The 15,027-nt window shown below is 66.8% G+C and carries 16 protein-coding genes; 7 read left to right on the plus strand and 9 right to left on the minus strand.

Annotation, left to right across the window (positions count from 1 at the left end):
• From ripC to ripA, 5 genes are all read right to left on the minus strand, one after another.
• Positions 1 to 1,107, minus strand: a complete 1,107-nt coding sequence (ripC, locus tag ABZ195_RS24295) for a peptidoglycan hydrolase RipC (RefSeq protein WP_355222277.1) — start codon at positions 1,105 to 1,107, stop codon at positions 1 to 3.
• A gap of 484 nt (positions 1,108 to 1,591) precedes the next feature.
• Positions 1,592 to 2,374 carry a response regulator transcription factor gene (locus tag ABZ195_RS24300; protein ID WP_355222279.1) on the minus strand — a complete coding sequence of 261 codons (783 nt, stop codon included), beginning with the start codon at positions 2,372 to 2,374 and terminating at the stop codon, positions 1,592 to 1,594.
• A gap of 40 nt (positions 2,375 to 2,414) precedes the next feature.
• Complete coding sequence (locus ABZ195_RS24305) at positions 2,415 to 3,305, minus strand: polysaccharide deacetylase family protein (RefSeq protein ID WP_355222281.1); 891 nt, start codon at positions 3,303 to 3,305, stop codon at positions 2,415 to 2,417.
• 115 nt (positions 3,306 to 3,420) lie between these two features.
• Positions 3,421 to 4,932, minus strand: coding sequence for a multicopper oxidase family protein (locus tag ABZ195_RS24310; protein WP_355222283.1), 1,512 nt, complete (start codon positions 4,930 to 4,932; stop codon positions 3,421 to 3,423).
• Positions 4,933 to 5,014: 82 nt separating this feature from the next.
• Positions 5,015 to 6,463 (minus strand): NlpC/P60 family peptidoglycan endopeptidase RipA, encoded by a 1,449-nt coding sequence (ripA, locus tag ABZ195_RS24315; RefSeq protein WP_355222285.1) that lies wholly within the window; start codon positions 6,461 to 6,463, stop codon positions 5,015 to 5,017.
• A gap of 302 nt (positions 6,464 to 6,765) precedes the next feature.
• On the opposite strand from ripA, the gene ABZ195_RS24320 reads away from it, so the two are divergent.
• Together ABZ195_RS24320 and ABZ195_RS24325 are read left to right on the plus strand one after the other, a co-directional pair.
• A complete protein-coding gene (locus ABZ195_RS24320; protein WP_355222287.1) occupies positions 6,766 to 7,143 on the plus strand; it encodes a BlaI/MecI/CopY family transcriptional regulator in 378 nt (125 codons plus the stop codon).
• Positions 7,140 to 8,069: a M56 family metallopeptidase gene (locus tag ABZ195_RS24325; RefSeq protein WP_355222289.1), complete on the plus strand. Its 930-nt coding sequence runs from the start codon at positions 7,140 to 7,142 to the stop codon at positions 8,067 to 8,069. The genes ABZ195_RS24320 and ABZ195_RS24325 overlap by 4 nt, the downstream gene beginning before the upstream one ends.
• Positions 8,070 to 8,115: 46 nt before the next feature.
• Here the strand turns inward: ABZ195_RS24325 and ABZ195_RS24330 are convergent, their stop codons facing one another.
• From ABZ195_RS24330 to ABZ195_RS24340, 3 genes are all read right to left on the minus strand, one after another.
• Positions 8,116 to 8,457 (minus strand): DUF3703 domain-containing protein, encoded by a 342-nt coding sequence (locus ABZ195_RS24330; RefSeq protein ID WP_355222291.1) that lies wholly within the window; start codon positions 8,455 to 8,457, stop codon positions 8,116 to 8,118.
• Between the two features lie 68 nt (positions 8,458 to 8,525).
• Positions 8,526 to 10,631, minus strand: coding sequence for a cation-translocating P-type ATPase (locus ABZ195_RS24335; RefSeq protein WP_355222292.1), 2,106 nt, complete (start codon positions 10,629 to 10,631; stop codon positions 8,526 to 8,528).
• Positions 10,624 to 11,007: a metalloregulator ArsR/SmtB family transcription factor gene (locus ABZ195_RS24340; RefSeq protein WP_355222294.1), complete on the minus strand. Its 384-nt coding sequence runs from the start codon at positions 11,005 to 11,007 to the stop codon at positions 10,624 to 10,626. Before ABZ195_RS24340 ends, ABZ195_RS24335 begins: the two co-directional genes overlap by 8 nt.
• A gap of 24 nt (positions 11,008 to 11,031) precedes the next feature.
• Here ABZ195_RS24340 and ABZ195_RS24345 point away from each other — a divergent pair, with 24 nt between their 5' ends.
• The gene (locus ABZ195_RS24345; RefSeq protein WP_355222296.1) at positions 11,032 to 11,715 is read left to right on the plus strand and encodes a thioredoxin domain-containing protein; all 684 of its coding nucleotides are present in this window, start codon (positions 11,032 to 11,034) and stop codon (positions 11,713 to 11,715) included.
• 110 nt (positions 11,716 to 11,825) lie between these two features.
• On the opposite strand, the gene ABZ195_RS24350 is transcribed toward ABZ195_RS24345, so the two are convergent.
• Positions 11,826 to 12,911: a F510_1955 family glycosylhydrolase gene (locus ABZ195_RS24350; RefSeq protein ID WP_355222298.1), complete on the minus strand. Its 1,086-nt coding sequence runs from the start codon at positions 12,909 to 12,911 to the stop codon at positions 11,826 to 11,828.
• On the opposite strand from ABZ195_RS24350, the gene ABZ195_RS24355 reads away from it, so the two are divergent.
• The 4 genes from ABZ195_RS24355 to ABZ195_RS24370 all read left to right on the plus strand — a co-directional run bounded on the left by ABZ195_RS24355 (position 12,892) and on the right by ABZ195_RS24370 (position 15,022).
• Entirely contained in the window at positions 12,892 to 13,224 is a 333-nt protein-coding gene (locus tag ABZ195_RS24355; RefSeq protein ID WP_355222300.1) for a DUF6153 family protein, read from the plus strand. The genes ABZ195_RS24350 and ABZ195_RS24355 overlap by 20 nt on opposite strands.
• 99 nt (positions 13,225 to 13,323) lie before the next feature.
• A complete protein-coding gene (locus tag ABZ195_RS24360; RefSeq protein WP_355222302.1) occupies positions 13,324 to 13,998 on the plus strand; it encodes a DUF305 domain-containing protein in 675 nt (224 codons plus the stop codon).
• Between the two features lie 342 nt (positions 13,999 to 14,340).
• On the plus strand, positions 14,341 to 14,634 hold the full coding sequence (locus ABZ195_RS24365; RefSeq protein WP_056547365.1) for a metal-sensitive transcriptional regulator: 294 nt from the start codon (positions 14,341 to 14,343) through the stop codon (positions 14,632 to 14,634).
• A 46-nt stretch (positions 14,635 to 14,680) separates the two neighbouring features.
• On the plus strand, positions 14,681 to 15,022 hold the full coding sequence (locus ABZ195_RS24370) for a heavy metal-associated domain-containing protein (RefSeq protein WP_355222304.1): 342 nt from the start codon (positions 14,681 to 14,683) through the stop codon (positions 15,020 to 15,022).
• Positions 15,023 to 15,027: the final 5 nt, after the last annotated feature.

Consider the following 15,027-nt stretch of genomic DNA (forward strand, 5'->3'; position numbering starts at 1 on the left):
CTAGTACCGGCGAGCGTTGTGGAACGGCGACGAATCCACCGGCGCTACGCGAACCGGGGTGCCGTAAGTCGAGGCGTGCACCATCATTCCGTCCCCGATGTAGATCCCCGCATGCGACACATCGGAGTAGAAGGTCACGATGTCGCCGGGTTGCAGGTCGTCTCGTGAAACGGGCTGACCACCGGTGGCGAGCGACTGACTCGAATGCGGCAGCGATTTGCCGGTCTGCTGGAACGCCCACATGATCAGACCCGAGCAGTCGAACGCGTTCGGCCCGGAAGCACCCCACGAGTAGGGGGAGCCGATCCTGGTCAGGGCCGCTTGGACGACCGCCCCGTTCCCAGATCCCCCACCCAACGGGGGGACCGCATCGGGGGCGGTGACCTCACTCGGCGGTCCACCGTCGATGGGGGGCACGACCTCGCCGCCGGCCAGGACGTCAGACCCTGGTGCCGGTGCATCGACTGGCGGTGGGAGGGCTGCCAGCGCGGCCTGCTGGTCGGGGCTCAGGGCGTCGTATCGGGCCTTGACCGCCGCGATCTGCGACCGGAGTCGACTTTGCTTGGCCTGCAGTTCGGCACGGACGGCGCCGGCCTGCTCGGCAGCGGTGCGCGCCTCGGAAGCCGAAGTGGCCGAAGCCCTTTCCGCGGTGTCGGCTCGGGCGCGGGCCTCCCGGAAGCGGCGCATCGTCGTGGCCATCTCGGTGCCCATCGCGTTCTTCACGGCAAGTTGGTCGATCAGCTGCTGCGGCGAATTCGCGGTCAGAATGCCCGTAAGTCCGTCGGTGGGTCCACCCATGTACTCGGCCGCCGCAACCTCGTCGACGGCCCCCTGATAGGTGGCGAGTTCAGCCCGCGCGACCGTAACGACGGCGAGGTCGTCGACATTCCTTCGTTCGGCGACGTCCTGCGCCGCCGCCGCTGCGTCGAGGCTGAGTTGTGCCGAATGCATGGCCTCGGTGGTCTGCTCGGCCTCCCGCGACAGTTCGTTGAGCTGGGCCAGCGCGTCGGAGGCGGGGTCGGCTCGTACGTCGGCAGCGATGACACCGGTGGAAAGAATGAGTATCGCCAGCAGGGCGGCAATGAGACGACGGGATGTCGCGGTCACGCCATTGAACATGGCGAGGGCACACCAGCCAGTACCTCGTCGTGCGTTGCTCTGCATCAGATCTGCCAGTCCTGGGTGACGTCGTTCTGGTTGTAGGGCCCGATCGAGATCGCGGCTACTTCTGTCGCGGCAGCGATCAACGCGCGCATGAACCGCGGCATCCTGATGACCTCCAGTTGACAACGTCGACCGACGCCGAGGCCCGTCGACCCAGACTCACTGCCTGCGAAAGGCTTCGTCCTACATCGGCGGCGGTGGCGGGGGTGGTGGCATCGGCATCGCCATCGGCGGGCAGCAGCCCGTGGCAGCGGCGGCAGCCATCGCGTCACAACACGCGCACATTGCAGGATCCATGGTCATGACCTCCGTTGCCGAACCGTGACGTTTAACCTACGTACTAAACCAGTACGTTGCAACACAGTAGATGTGATCCGGCAACAAATCGCGCGGAGAACTGCGCTAAGCCGCCTTAGCCCGGGGGTGTTCACGTCATGGCAAGTCGGTAGCCGCTGCCCCGCACCGTCGACACATAGCGCGGGGCCGCCGGGTCATCACCGAGCTTGCGGCGCAGCCCACCGATATGCGCCTCGACGAGCGCCCGACTGATCGGACGCGAGTCGCCCCACACCGCCGCCACCAGCTGCCGCCGGGTCAGAACGACACCGGGCCGTGCCGCCAGTGCCGCCAGCACGTCGAACTCGATCCTAGTGAGCGCCAACGGAATCCCATCGGAATGTGCGCGGCGGCGCGGAACGTCGATGCGCAGACCGCTCGATGCCCGCGACGAACGCCTTACCACCGCCTCGGGCGGCGTATCCGGCACCGAACGCGTCGGGCGCATCATGGCGCGCAGACGTGATACGAGTTCCCGTGGACTGATGGAGTCGGCGATGAATGCGTCCGCCGCAACCGGTTCTCCGATGGCATCGAGGATGCGCTGACGCGCCGAGAGCACCACGACATGGGCAGTGGTCACCGAACGCAGCTGGCGACACACCTCGAACGCGTCGAGTCCAGGGACCGCCAGATCGACCACGACGACGTCGGGGTCGTGGTCGAGAGCCGACTGGACTGTGTCATCGACGCTGCTGGTCACGTGTACGACGAACTGCTCCCGCTGCATGAAGTAAGCGAGGCTTCCCACCACGGGCCGGCGGTCGTCGACGACCAAGGCCCGAAGACGACCCGATTCCGAAATCGGCTCCGCCGATGGACACTGCGCCACCTGAGTCACACCGCCCGCCAATCCGATTCCGACCCAACACATTTCGGCAGCCAGCGCGACGACGGCGGCGCAGCCGTCGGGCTCACTGGGGACCGCCCGGGTTCTGGTTCGGAATGTCGGTGATCGGCAGGTTGCGAGCAGGCGCCGGTGACGGCGTTGGCGGGAGGGCGGGGATCTGGTCGGCGGGGATGTCAGTCAGGTCGTGGGCCGGCGGGCCGTTGACCCGGCTGCCGTAGCTGCTCCCAGGCTCACGGGGGCCGAGCAGATGGCCGACGGTGACCAAGTGATAGCCGTTGGCCTTGAGCACCGGGATGAACTGCTCGACGAGATCCACGGTGCTCGAGTAGGTGTCGTGCAACAACACCACCGAGCCGGGAGTGATCTGAGTCATCAGCATATAGCGCGTGGCATCGGTGTTGGCGTCGTTGATCCAGTCGAAGGGGATGACGTCCCAGTTGATGTCGGCCAGGCCTTGCCGTTTCGCCTCGGCGAGCACCGCGTCATTGATCAAACCGCCTGCGGTCCGCAACAGGACGGGCGCCCGACCGGTGGCGGCGGCAATGGCTGCGGTGCCCTTGGCGAGCTGATCGGGGATGTCTTGGACCGGGACGGTGGACATGTTGGCGTGTTCCCAGGTGTGGTTGCCGATCTCCATCCCGGCATCGGCGATGCGTCGCGCGCTCGCCGGGTCGGCGGCGACCTTGTTGCCGACGAGGAAGAAGGTGGCCTTCGCGTCGTCGGCTGTCAGGATCCGAAGGAGCCGGTCGGTGAACGGGGTGGGTCCGTCGTCGAAGGTCAGGGCCACGCACTTGGCGCGGGTGCAGTCGACCGTGTCCGGATCTGCGGATCGGTTCTTGAAGGCCACGACCATCAGCGTCCCGGTCAGCGCGACGACCGCGACCACAGCGGCCAATGGGAGCCACCGAATTCGATGCGACCCGATGTACCAGAGCCCGTCGTAACGCCGTGTCATCGGATGCCTTCCTGTCCGTGGATCGCTGCGAGGCATTCGAATGTGTTGGCGTGGGGGGTGACACCCGGGGTGGGTCTGCTCGCCTCGTCATGACCGAGACCTACTGGCGTCGTGGTCACGTCGCGTAGTCGACGCTGGTCATCATGCCGGCCTCTTGGTGATACGTGTTGTGGCAGTGCATCATCCAGACGCCAGGGTTGTCCGCGATGAACGTCGTGCTCACCGTTTGCCTCGGCAGCACGATCGCGGTGTCCTTGCGGGCACCCAGGCTGCCGTCGGGCCGCACGATCTGAAACGTGTGCCCGTGCAGGTGCATTGGATGCCACATCGTCGTGGAATTGCGGAAGGTCAGGCTGACCCGTTGACCCTGCTGAACCGTCATGGGTTGGGCGTTTGGGAAGGTGACCCCGTTGATCGACCAGTCGTAGGTCATCATGGACCCGGTCAGTTCCGCGGTCAGGGACGTGTCGGCCGCACCGGCGGGCAACGATGCGGCTTCCGTGGCGGCGAACATCGAAGCTGTGCCGACGCGGCCAGCCATCTCCGGTGGCTGATATCCGGCGTCGGGTCCGGCGCCCGCACCGGTGGACAGCAGGGCCCGCGCGACCCCGTTCTTCCCCTCGGGCATGGCCACGAGCGCGAAGACACCGTCGCCGGCGGTGACGATCGCGTCGTAGCGCTCACCCATCCCCAGCAGCACCGCATCGACCTCGGCCGGGACGACCGGATATCCGTCGGTGTGCGTGACCGTCATGGAGTGACCTGTCAGTGCGACGCGAAACGCCGTGTCCGACCCGGCGTTGATGATCCGGAGCCGGATTCGCTGCCCAGGTGTGGCAGTGAACACCGTCGGCGCAGCGGGGATTCGGCCGTTGACCAAGTAGTACGGATAGTTCACGTCCCCGGCGTCGCCGCCGAGCAACGTGCTGGTGCCCACGCCCTCCATCGCGGGCATGGCACCCATGCCGGGCATGTCGTCGTGCGCACCAGATCCGCTGCCGGACAGATCGCGCCAGATCTGCTCGGGTGTCTTGCCGATCCCGTCGGTCCAGTCGTCGAGCACGACGATCCACTCGACGTCGTAGTCACCCGGCTCGGCGGGGTCGTCGACGATGAGCGGTAGGTACAAGCCGCAGTCGGCGTCGAGGCCGGTGTGGGGGTGCGCCCAGTAGGTTCCCGGATGGGGCACCGAGAAGCGGTAGGTGAAGTCACGCCCGGGCTCGACGTTGGGGGTGGCAGGGGTGGCGCCGTCCATGTCGTTGCGCAGAGCGACGCCATGACAGTGCAGCGACGTGGCGTGGGTGAGCCGGTTGATTAGCGTGATGGCGAGTTCGTCACCGACGTTGGCGCGGATGAGTGGGCCGGGAAGGTCGGTGCCGTAGGCCAGCGTGCTGGCGCGGGTGCCGCCCAGGTCGAGGATCGCGGGCTGCGCGGTGAGTGTCGTCGGCACGATGCGTCCAGTGTGCGGCCGCGCGGCCTCGACGGAATCGATGTCGGCCTGCCCGGTGGCCGAGGAATCAGGCGTCCTGGCGCAGCCGGACAGGACGATGTTTCCGGCGATGGTGGCGCCGGCGGCGAGGAGTTCCCGTCGGCTCAGCTGGAGCCGATTCGGGGTGCGTCGGGTCATGGCCGGTGCCGTTTCGGATGTGTGCTGGCGACGTGTCGGCCGCGGGGCATCGGGCCATTCTGCGTCGTGTTCCTGTGTGCCATCAGTATTCGATGAGCCTGGTGACGTACGGGGTCATTCCGCTGGTCCGCACGGGGGAGATCTTGACCGTGGACCCGGTGTAGGGCGCCTCCAGCATCTGGCCGTTGCCCAGGTACATGGCTTCGTGCTGGCTGGCGTTGGGTCCGTAGAAGATGAGGTCGCCGCGTCGCATCTGGGAGGACGGGATCTTGCGGCCGGCATCGTATTGCGATCCCGAGTAGTGGTCGAGCTTGATGCCGACTCCTGCGAAGGCGTACAGGTAGAGCCCGGAGCAGTCGAAGCCCACCGTTCCCGCGCCCTGGTCGATGCCGTTGGACGGGCCGTTGGCGTTCCCGCCGCCCCATGAGTACGGCACGCCGAGCTGGGACATCGCGCGACGGATGACGTATTCGGATGCTTGGCGTCCGTACACCCGCGGGATGCGTCCGTTGGTGATCCCGGGATCGACGGCCGCGCTGGCCGCGGGCAGGATTCCGATCGTCGTCAGGAACTTGCGGCCTAGATCGGCGGTGAGTTGTGCTGATGTGGAGGAGATCTGAAGCACCATGTTGATGATGGCCACGGGATCACCGGCGACGTTCGCGCTGGGCACCATGGGCAGTGTGGTGTCCCACTGGCCGGTGCCGGAGGGCGTCGGAGCCGCGGGATCGTGTGGGGTCGCCCGGTCCCAGTCGGCGGCGGCAGTGGGCACAGTGGGCGCCACCATCGCCGTCCCGGTGCCGCTTGAGGTCACCGTCCCGCTCGACGTCGACCGCGTTCGGGCGGCCTCTAGCCGGGCCTGCGCCGTTCGACGCTGCTCGGCGACACGATCCACGTCGGCCTGCTGGGCGCCGAACTGCCGCTGCGTCTCCGACAACGTCATGACCGCGGCGTCCATGCTGGTGCGGGCCCGGGCCGCAGCCTCGTCTGCTCGCTGTCGAGCCGCCCGAGCCGAGGACTCCTCGTTCACCGCCGCGGTGCGCGCCCGCGCGAGGCCCGCCCTGGTCTTCTCGAAGCTGATCTGCAGCGTCTGGCCCGCGCCGGCAGCACCGATGACGTCCTCGGGACTGGCCGCTGTGAGATAGGACTCGGACGGACCGTTGACGTAGGCCGCGACAGCGAAGGTGTCGAACCGCTGCTGTGCCGCGGCGATGGCAGTGTTGGCCTCGCGCACGGCCAGCTGGCTGGTCTCTAAGTCGCGGCGGGCCATGTCGGCCGCGTCGCGCGCGGTCTGGACTTCGGCGATCGCCTTGTTCACGCCTTCCTGGCGATCCTGGATCTGGGCGCCGAGTTGCTGCAACCGTTGATCCGCCTCGGCTACCCGGACGATCAGGGCCGTCACCGTGTCGGCACCCCCGGCGACGGGTCCCGGTTCCCCGTTCGCAGGGGCGGGCGTGCTCATCGACGTCACCACGAGCGCGGTGGCAGCGACCAGCGACAGGGTGCGGCCCAGTTGCCGACTGATTGCCATCCGCCTGTGGTCTCCCTACGACTCGGACCGCGCCCACGTCCTGCGCGATGTGCCGGTGTGTTTCGTATGACTCGTCGTTCTACGCATGTTGGTAGTACGTAGTAGGGCCGTACGTTGCTGGACCGTATATCACTTTGGCCGCGGCAGTAACTCTCGTCACAGGCGATGTGCAGAGCTGTAACGGTTTCGAGACATTGGCGCGCCGCGAATTGGCGCGACGCCGTTGGCGGCCTAAGTTGAGCTGCATCTGTCCGACCTCGCAGCCAGTGCGAGACGTCGCAGTCAAACCGCAGGAGCGTGCCGTGCGAGTTCGGGGTTTCGGAGAACTCGAGGCCGTGGTGATGGACCGGGTGTGGGACCGCGACGACGTGTGCACGGTCCGCGACATCTTCGACGAACTCGCCACGGACCGGGTGATCGCCTACACCACCGTGCTCTCGACGATGGACAACCTTCACCGCAAGGGTTGGCTGGAACGCGAGCGGGTCGGCAAGGCATACCACTACCGTCCCGCGATGACCCGCGAAGAGCATTCCGCCAAGTTGATGCGCAATGCCTTCGAATCCGGCGGGGACACCAACCTGGTGCTGTCGCACTTCCTCGACCAGATGAACGACGCCGAATCGGCGCAAGTGAAGTCGACGCTTCGCCGCTTCATCAACCGTCGGGCCGGATCGTGAGCGTCGCGGCGGGCCTCCTGCTGTACGCGGCGGTCATGAGTTGGTGGGGGCCCCGCGTGCTGGCCAAGATCACCACCAGCGGTATCAACCCGCTTCTCGGCGTGACCGCCTGGCTCACCGCGATCATCGGCGTCCTGGGCGCCTGGGCGGCAGCGATGATCGTGTTGGCACTCGACGCCGTGGACGCCCTCACCAACAGCGTCGTTGGGACGATGTGTCTGGAGATCCTCGGCCACCTCGGCCAGATCGACATGGCCCGCCCCGTCGCCGTGTCCATCGCCGTCACCCTCATCGCAACGTCCCTGGCGCTGTCGATCCTGTTCGGCCTGCGCATCGTCAGGACACTCCGCGCGCTCCGAACGGCCAGCCACGAGCACGCCATGGCAGCCCGCGTCGTCGGTCGACCCACCCCATGGCCCGACGTGTTCGTCGTGACCGCCGATCAGGCCGCCGCCTACTGCGTATCCGGGCGTCCGCGCGCCATCGTCGTCACCAGCGCGGCGCTGGCAAGCCTCGAAGACGACCAACTGGCCGCAGTGCTGGCCCACGAATACGCGCACCTGACCGGTCGCCACCACCAACTGTTGATGGTGTTGCGTGCCGCCGCCGCCGGATTACCCTCGCTGCCGCTGCTGGCCGCCGGGCCCGACGCGGTCTCTCGGCTTCTGGAGATGAACGCCGACGACAACGCGGCCCGCCGCCATGGCCGACATCCCCTGCTGTGCGGCATGGCAGCGCTCGTCGGCCGGCCCACGGTTCCGGCGGCGGCCCTCGGCGCAGCCCACACCGCCGTGCTCGACCGCGCGACCCGCCTGGCTGCGCCCGCGCCTGCCGGTGTGCGGTGGCGCGATCGGGTCACGCTATGGACGGCCATCAGTTTGACGATCGCGGTCCCGCTCTTCACCGGCGCGCTCTGCCACCACTGACCGAAGCCCCGCAGGCATTCGCTTAGGCGCGGTCGGCAGGTGCCCGTCAGCCGGTGAGGGCTGCGGCAAGGTCGTCGGGGATGGGCATCGGCGTCGTTAGCCCCGCCGCGACGCGGCCGGTGTTGCCGACGGGATAACGCCCGGTCATCGAGCCGGGAGCGGCAACGACCAGGCGCAATACCTGCCCGAGCGCTTCCCGGCGGTCGTGCTGGCGCAACGCCAACACCAGCATCGCGGCGTGATTACACGTATGCAGCCACGGATCCGGCTGCGACACGATATGAGCCCGCTCCAGGTGTCGCCACCGTATCTGCAGATTCTCGGCTTCCCTTGCGGCGTCCATCTCGGCTCGATACACCCCTCGGTCGTGCGCACTGATCGAGGTCATCGCATTCACTCCTGTCCTGGCCGGGCACTCGGGTCAGAGAAGGTTGGTCTGCTGAGTCGCGGAAGCGGTCACGTCGTTGACGTGTGGTTCGACTCTGTGGGGGCGCAGCAGTCACATCCGTGGTGTCCCGGCGATGCGGTGGGCGCGGTGAGGGCCAGGTCGGTCCCGGTCGCCGGCCTCGGCGCGGAACTGATAGGCCCGCAGCATGGGTCGTCGAGATGGGCGGGGGCCGGGCCGATGTCAACGAAGTGCGCCGTCGGGCGCAGTGATGCAGGTGCCTCGCTGTCCAGGCTGCGTAGGCGTGCCGCGCGGATGGCGTTGAGGATGACCAGGACCTCAGCAGATTCGTGAATGAGGACTACGGTCGCCAGACCCAGTAGGCCGAACGCGGCCAGCGGTATCAGGATGGCGATGATCGCTAGCGAGAATGCGATGTTCTGCACCATTATTCGTCGGGCGCGCCGGGTGTGCGCCAGCACCTGAGGGAGGTGCCGAAGGTCTTCTCCCATGAGGGCCACGTCGGCGGTTTCGATGGCGACGTCGGTGCCCATGGCGCCCATGGCGATGCCAATGTCGGCGGTGGCCAGTGCGGGAGCGTCGTTGACGCCGTCGCCCACCATGGCGATGGGGCGGCCCTTCGCGATGGTCGGCAGCAGGGCGGCCTTGTCCTCGGGCAGCAGTTCTGAATGCACCGCGCTGATGCCGGCTTCGGCGGCCACCGCGTCAGCGGCGCGGGCGTTGTCGCCGGTCAGCATCGCCACGGTGATGCCTAGGCGGTTCAGCATGCCGACTGCCTCGGCGGCCTCGGGCCGAAGTTCATCGCGCACCGCGATGGCGGCGAGCGGCACGTCATCGCGGGCGAGGACCACCACAGTTGAACCTGCAGCTTGCAACCGCTCCACGTCGTGGGCGAGAACGCCGGGCGCCACCCAGGAGGGTTTACCGAGGCGCAGCTGGCGTCCGTCGAGGTGGCCGTGCAGGCCGTGGCCGGGCACCGCGGTCACGTCGGTGGCTGTCGGTGCATCACCGGCGGCAGCCAGAATCGCTTGTGCCAGTGGGTGTTCGCTGCGGGCTTCGAGTGCCCCGGCCAGTGCCAAGGCGTCGGCCTGGCTTACGTCGTCGATGGTGACGACCTCGACGACTTGCGGTTGATTGCGGGTGAGCGTGCCGGTCTTGTCCAGCGCGATGACCTTGATGCGACCCAGTTCTTCGACCGCTGCGCCGCCTTTGATGAGGGCGCCTTGGCGGCTGGCGGCGCCGATGGCCGCCACCACCGTCAGCGGGACCGCGATCGCGAGCGCGCACGGCGAGGCGGCCACGAGCACCACTAGTGCCCGCTCCAGCCACAGCATTGGGTCGCCGAGCACCACGCCCACCGCAGCGATGAGCGCGGACAGAGCCATGATCGCCGGCACCAGTGGGCGGGCGATCCGATCGGCCAGTCGTTGGCCGGCGCCTTTGCGTTCCTGGGCTTCCGCGACGATGTGGACGATCCGCGCCAGCGAGCTATCTGCGGCTACGGCGGTGACCTCGACTTCGATGGCCCCGCCACCGTTGATCGCCCCGGCATACACCTCGCTGCCCGGGCCGGCTTCAACCGGCATTGATTCGCCCGTGATCGCCGACAGATCCAGGCTCGTCTGACCGGACCGGATCGTTCCATCGGTGGCGGCCCGCTCACCGGGGCGGATCACCATGACGTCACCCACTACGAGATCGTCTGGCGGAACGCTGATTTCGGCGCCGTCGCGTAGCACCGAGGACTTCGGCGGCACCAGTGACAGCAGGGAGCGAAGGCCGCGGCGGGTCCGGCTCACGGCGTAGTGTTCCAAGCCCTCGGCGATCGAGAACAAGACGCCCAGCAGGGCCGCCTCGGCGAACTGACCCAGTGCTACCGCGCCGATCGCGGCGATCATCATCAACGTGCCCACACCGATACGACCATGGCGCAGATTACGCGCCGCATCCGGCGCGAACGTAATCCCCGCCGCAACCACGGCAGCCAACTCGACGGCGACCGCGATTCCCTCGTGGCCGAGTCGTCCGACAATCCACCCCACCGCCAAAAGGGCAGCAGCCAGCAGAGCCAGCTGCAATTCCCTGACCTGCCACAGCCTCTCGGGCCCCGCTTGGGGTTCTTCGACGTCCTGGGACCCGCAGCATGCATCAGACACGGTCGGTCTCCTTTTCAGCAGCTGCGCTCACGCCCGTCAGTACCGCGGCCGTCAACTGGTGCCCGCGTTCGGTCAGCCGGTACATCACCAACTTGCCCTGGCGACGGGAAGACACCAGCGCTGCATTCTTGAGCTGGCGCAAATGGTGCGACACCAAACCCTGAGACAACCCGACCACCCAGGCCATGTCGCACACACACAGCTCCCCACCAGCGGCCAGCGCAGCAGCAATGGACAACCGAGTGGCATCCCCCAAGCCGCGCGCCGCGGTAGCGGCGGCCTGCACGGTGGCACTGTCGGGCACCGTGGCGCGGATCGACTCGGCGTGGGGCAGGTCCAAGCAGAGAAGATCGCAGGTATCCACCGGCTCAGTCATATCGATATACTAATGTACGTTGATATGAACATGAAAGAGATCGGCGCGATCCTGGGCAACGCTCGCGCGCTTCTCACGATCTTCGTCATCGCAGTAGCGACCGTGGCGACCGCGGTGTTCCTCTCCGTTCGAGACACCGGCTCCGCGCCCGACATCGAACTCGACGGGATGCCAGCTGGTCAGGCGGTGCGAGAGAACAGTCATCGACTCAACTCAGTACCCGACAGCAGCGTCTACTTCGTCGAGTTCCTCGACTTCGAATGCGAGGGCTGCCGAGCGGTCTATCCGGCCGTCGAGCAGCTCCGCGTCGAGTACGGCGACCGGGTGAACTTCGTGCTGCGCTACTTCCCGCTGCGCTCCCACTTCAACGCCGAACGCGCCGCCCGCGCGGTAGAGGCCGCAGCGCAGCAAGGCCAGCTCGAAGCCATGTACCGGAAAATGTATGAGACACAAGCGGAGTGGGGGGAGCAACGGGTTCCCGCCGACCAGGTATTCCGCGGGTTCGCTCAACAACTCGGGCTGGACATGAAAGCCTTCGATGCCACCTACGAGGATCCAGCGACGTTGGAACGCGTCCGACTCGACATAGCCGACGGCACCGCTCTAGGGGTGCAAGGAACCCCGACCTTCTTCCTCAACGGCGAACGGATTCAGCCGCGCAGTTACGAAGACTTGGCCACGGCACTCGATACGGCGCTTCAGAAATGACGGACCCGGCGGCAAGCATGCAGCGGTTTGCTTCGGCTCACATGAGTGCTGCTGCGTTCGACGAAAAACGCAGACAACCGATCACTACACATAGCGAAGCCGGCCAACCGTCAGCCACCTGAGGAGGCGGAGCGGTCCAGTACGTACACCGCATCACTCGACGCGGCGTACCCCGTGCCGTCCGGCCCCGAGGTCAATGCCTGCACCGCGCCGACACGGCCACCCCTGTCCCACTCGGCGCCGTCCGCACTCGACCAGACATACCCAGCGCCATCGACGCCCCACAGCCCACGACTAGTGCCGCTGATCAGAGCCAGCGGCGGCGCAGCGGGCACCGCGGTGAACGACCGCCCGCCATCGGTGCTTCGTGCCACACCATTGGGGGTCACCGCCCACACCCCCGACGGCGTAATGGTCAGCGCGCCCACCGCGACCTCGGCGCCTGGGGTCCACGTGACCCCACCATCGTTCGACGTCTGCAGCCCACGACCATCGGAGCCCACCAACGACGTGCCGTCGGTGGCCAGGACGTGGAAGTCAGTCGACCCGGACCGAGACCGGGTCGTCCACGTCTGGCCACCATCCATACTGGCTCGCAGCCCCAGCGGATTCGGCCCATCACTGGACGGACCGGGGTGCCCGGACGACACCAGGTCGTCAGTGCCCGAGGCGCCGCCCAATCCCATGAAGTCGTCGTCGGAATCACCGACCCGCACGGTCGCGCCCGTCGCAACGTCGATCGAGAACAATCCGCTGTGCGTTCCGGCCAGCAACGTTCCACTCCTGTTGACGTGCAAGCCGTGGAGATGGCTGAGCGGACCATCCAGAGGCACCGACACCAAGGTGGTGAAACCCGTTTCGGCAGAAGGGGATTGCGGATTCGAGCAGGCCGCGACGACCGCACTCAATGCGCACGCCGCGAGCGTCGCGGCGATCCGTACAGGCACCTTCGGCTTGACACCTCGCCCATCGCCGGCCGTCCGCGGGGCGGAGGAGTTCAGCACGTCTGATCGGGCCTGCAATCGGCGATTCACAACCATGACTCTATACCCCTGCGGGGTATTAGCTCCGAAGCCGACTATGATGGCTGCCGTGATGAACGCGCGTGGTGTGGCACCGTTGCCCGCCCTTGCGCGACTTCTCCTCTTGGTGGTGCTGCTGGGTGGAATCGTCACCATGCACGCGGTGACGTTCACTCTCGGCCACGACCACGACGCGCAGCCCGCGATGACAGCGACGAGCCAGCATCACACCACCGGTGGGCACGCCGCCCCGGCGTCCGCGCCCTGCGACGGCGACGACTGCGGCCAGCAACACACAGGGCTGCACGGCTGCGTGTTCATCATGACTGCCATCGCGATTATCGCCGGTCTAGCCATGCTGTGCTGGATCGGCACCCGCAACGCAGTGCTCGTCGGGCCGAAGATCTGGCGCGGCCCCCGCCGCCGTCAGCGTGCACCGCCCTGGACCGTGCTCACCCTTCACCAACTGTCGATTCTGCGGGTCTGACAGGTCGTCACGCGTGGCCGCTCACGACGAGCAGCGCACGCATCGACCCCTTTCCTGATTCACCCCAGTCATCGACACTTCGCATGAAGGAAACCAGTCATGTTCAGTTCCACCATTGCCGTGAAGTCCACCGTGCTCGCCGCCGCCGTTGCGGCAGCCCTGACCGTCAGCGGCTGTACCGACACCGCATCCGACACGGCGGCATCGCCGACCGTCTCCAGTTCCACCGGGATGAGCGGATCGATGCCCGGCATGGATCACGGTGGCTCGTCGGCCGCAGCGGCGCCGACCGCTACCCGTACCGACTTCAACGACGCCGACGTCATGTTCCTGCAGATGATGTACCCGCATCACGCGCAGGCCGTCGACATGGCCAAGCTCGTGCCGAGTCGATCCCAGAACCAGCAGGTCCTTACGCTGGCTCAGAACATCGAGAAGGCTCAAGGGCCCGAAATGACGCAGATGACCGGTCTGCTCACGAGTTTCGGCAAGCCCGCGCCGTCGGCTGAGATGTCCGGACATGACATGCCCGGGATGGGAGGCATGCCGGGGATGATGTCCGCCGAGCAGATGAACAACCTCACCGGGCTGTCGGGCAAGGCGTTCGACCAGGTGTGGCTGCAGATGATGATCGACCATCACACCGGCGCCATCGACATGTCCAACACCGAGCTGCGGGACGGCACCAACCCGGATGCCAAGAAGCTGGCCCAGGCCATCATCGCCAATCAGCAGGCGGAGATCACCCAAATGCGGGGCATGCTCGGAAGCTAACGCTCGGCCACCGAGCAGGGGTGCTCGGCGGACAACCGTCCGCCGAGCATCCTGCGGCGCGTGTCTTTGAGCCTGACTACGGCACCCATGAGGGCGCTCCTAGCAGGTGATCGCCCGACCATGCCAGAGACCGCGATCGCACCTACCCGTCTCCACGACTTCCGACATATCAGTCGAGCGCGCCGCAAATCGAGCCGGCGGTTCTTCAGGTCACCCCGGAATTCCACGTCGCTGAACGCCGCACGCAGCCACCGGCTGCCGTCACCCTTGACGACTTGATACCCCTTGGGGGTATAGTGGCGCAATACCCCCTGGGGGTACACGACGAGAACGGATCATCGCATGGAACACGCCGCACCTGGATATCTCCAGTCCAAGGACGCCCACCTGAAACGCCTCAGCCGCATCGAAGGACAGGTTCGCGGGCTGGCGCGGATGGTGGAGAACGACAGTTACTGCATCGACGTCCTCACCCAGATCTCAGCCGCCACAAAGGCCCTGGAATCCGTGGCGCTCGCGCTTCTCGACGAGCACCTCACTCATTGCGTCAGCGCCGCGGTCCAACAAGGCGGTGACATCGCTGATCAAAAGATCAGCGAGGCGTCGGCGGCCATCGCCCGCCTCGTCCGCTCCTGACCAAATTGTTCTCCCACAATCCGCTTCACCACGAGAAGGACGTCGCATGACCAACCTGGAGCTCCGCACCTCACTACCTCTCCTAGAACTGGAGGACAGCAGTTGCGGATGCTGCCCGCCCAGCACCACGTCAGGTCCGACAACTCCGGCCACGGAGACCGGGGACAGCACCGCCGCCGCGTTCCCCGTTACCGGAATGACCTGCGGCCACTGCGTAGCCGCCGTCACAGAGGAAATCTCCGCGATCCCCGGTGTCACCGACGTGACCGTCGACCTGAAACCAGGCGCCACGTCGACGCTGCGCGTCACCAGCCAGCATGGCGTCACACAAGAGCAGATCGCCGCCGCACTCGACGAAGCCGGCGACTACCACCTCGCCACCGACTGAGAGCT

The organism is Mycobacterium sp. NPDC006124 (assembly GCF_040614235.1).
Taxonomy (GTDB): domain Bacteria; phylum Actinomycetota; class Actinomycetes; order Mycobacteriales; family Mycobacteriaceae; genus Mycobacterium.

Bases quoted from the DNA above. Each gene is read 5' to 3' on its own strand.
- ABZ195_RS24300 (WP_355222279.1), bottom strand. From the start codon at position 2,374: ATGTGTTGGGTCGGAATCGGATTGGCGGGCGGTGTGACTCAGGTGGCG.
- ABZ195_RS24305 (WP_355222281.1), bottom strand. From the start codon at position 3,305: ATGACACGGCGTTACGACGGGCTCTGGTACATCGGGTCGCATCGAATT.
- ABZ195_RS24310 (WP_355222283.1), bottom strand. From the start codon at position 4,932: ATGACCCGACGCACCCCGAATCGGCTCCAGCTGAGCCGACGGGAACTC.
- ripA (WP_355222285.1), bottom strand. From the start codon at position 6,463: ATGGCAATCAGTCGGCAACTGGGCCGCACCCTGTCGCTGGTCGCTGCC.
- ABZ195_RS24330 (WP_355222291.1), bottom strand. From the start codon at position 8,457: ATGACCTCGATCAGTGCGCACGACCGAGGGGTGTATCGAGCCGAGATG.
- ABZ195_RS24340 (WP_355222294.1), bottom strand. From the start codon at position 11,007: ATGACTGAGCCGGTGGATACCTGCGATCTTCTCTGCTTGGACCTGCCC.
- ABZ195_RS24345 (WP_355222296.1), top strand. From the start codon at position 11,032: ATGAACATGAAAGAGATCGGCGCGATCCTGGGCAACGCTCGCGCGCTT.
- ABZ195_RS24355 (WP_355222300.1), top strand. From the start codon at position 12,892: ATGCACGCGGTGACGTTCACTCTCGGCCACGACCACGACGCGCAGCCC.
- ABZ195_RS24360 (WP_355222302.1), top strand. From the start codon at position 13,324: ATGTTCAGTTCCACCATTGCCGTGAAGTCCACCGTGCTCGCCGCCGCC.
- ABZ195_RS24365 (WP_056547365.1), top strand. From the start codon at position 14,341: ATGGAACACGCCGCACCTGGATATCTCCAGTCCAAGGACGCCCACCTG.
- ABZ195_RS24370 (WP_355222304.1), top strand. From the start codon at position 14,681: ATGACCAACCTGGAGCTCCGCACCTCACTACCTCTCCTAGAACTGGAG.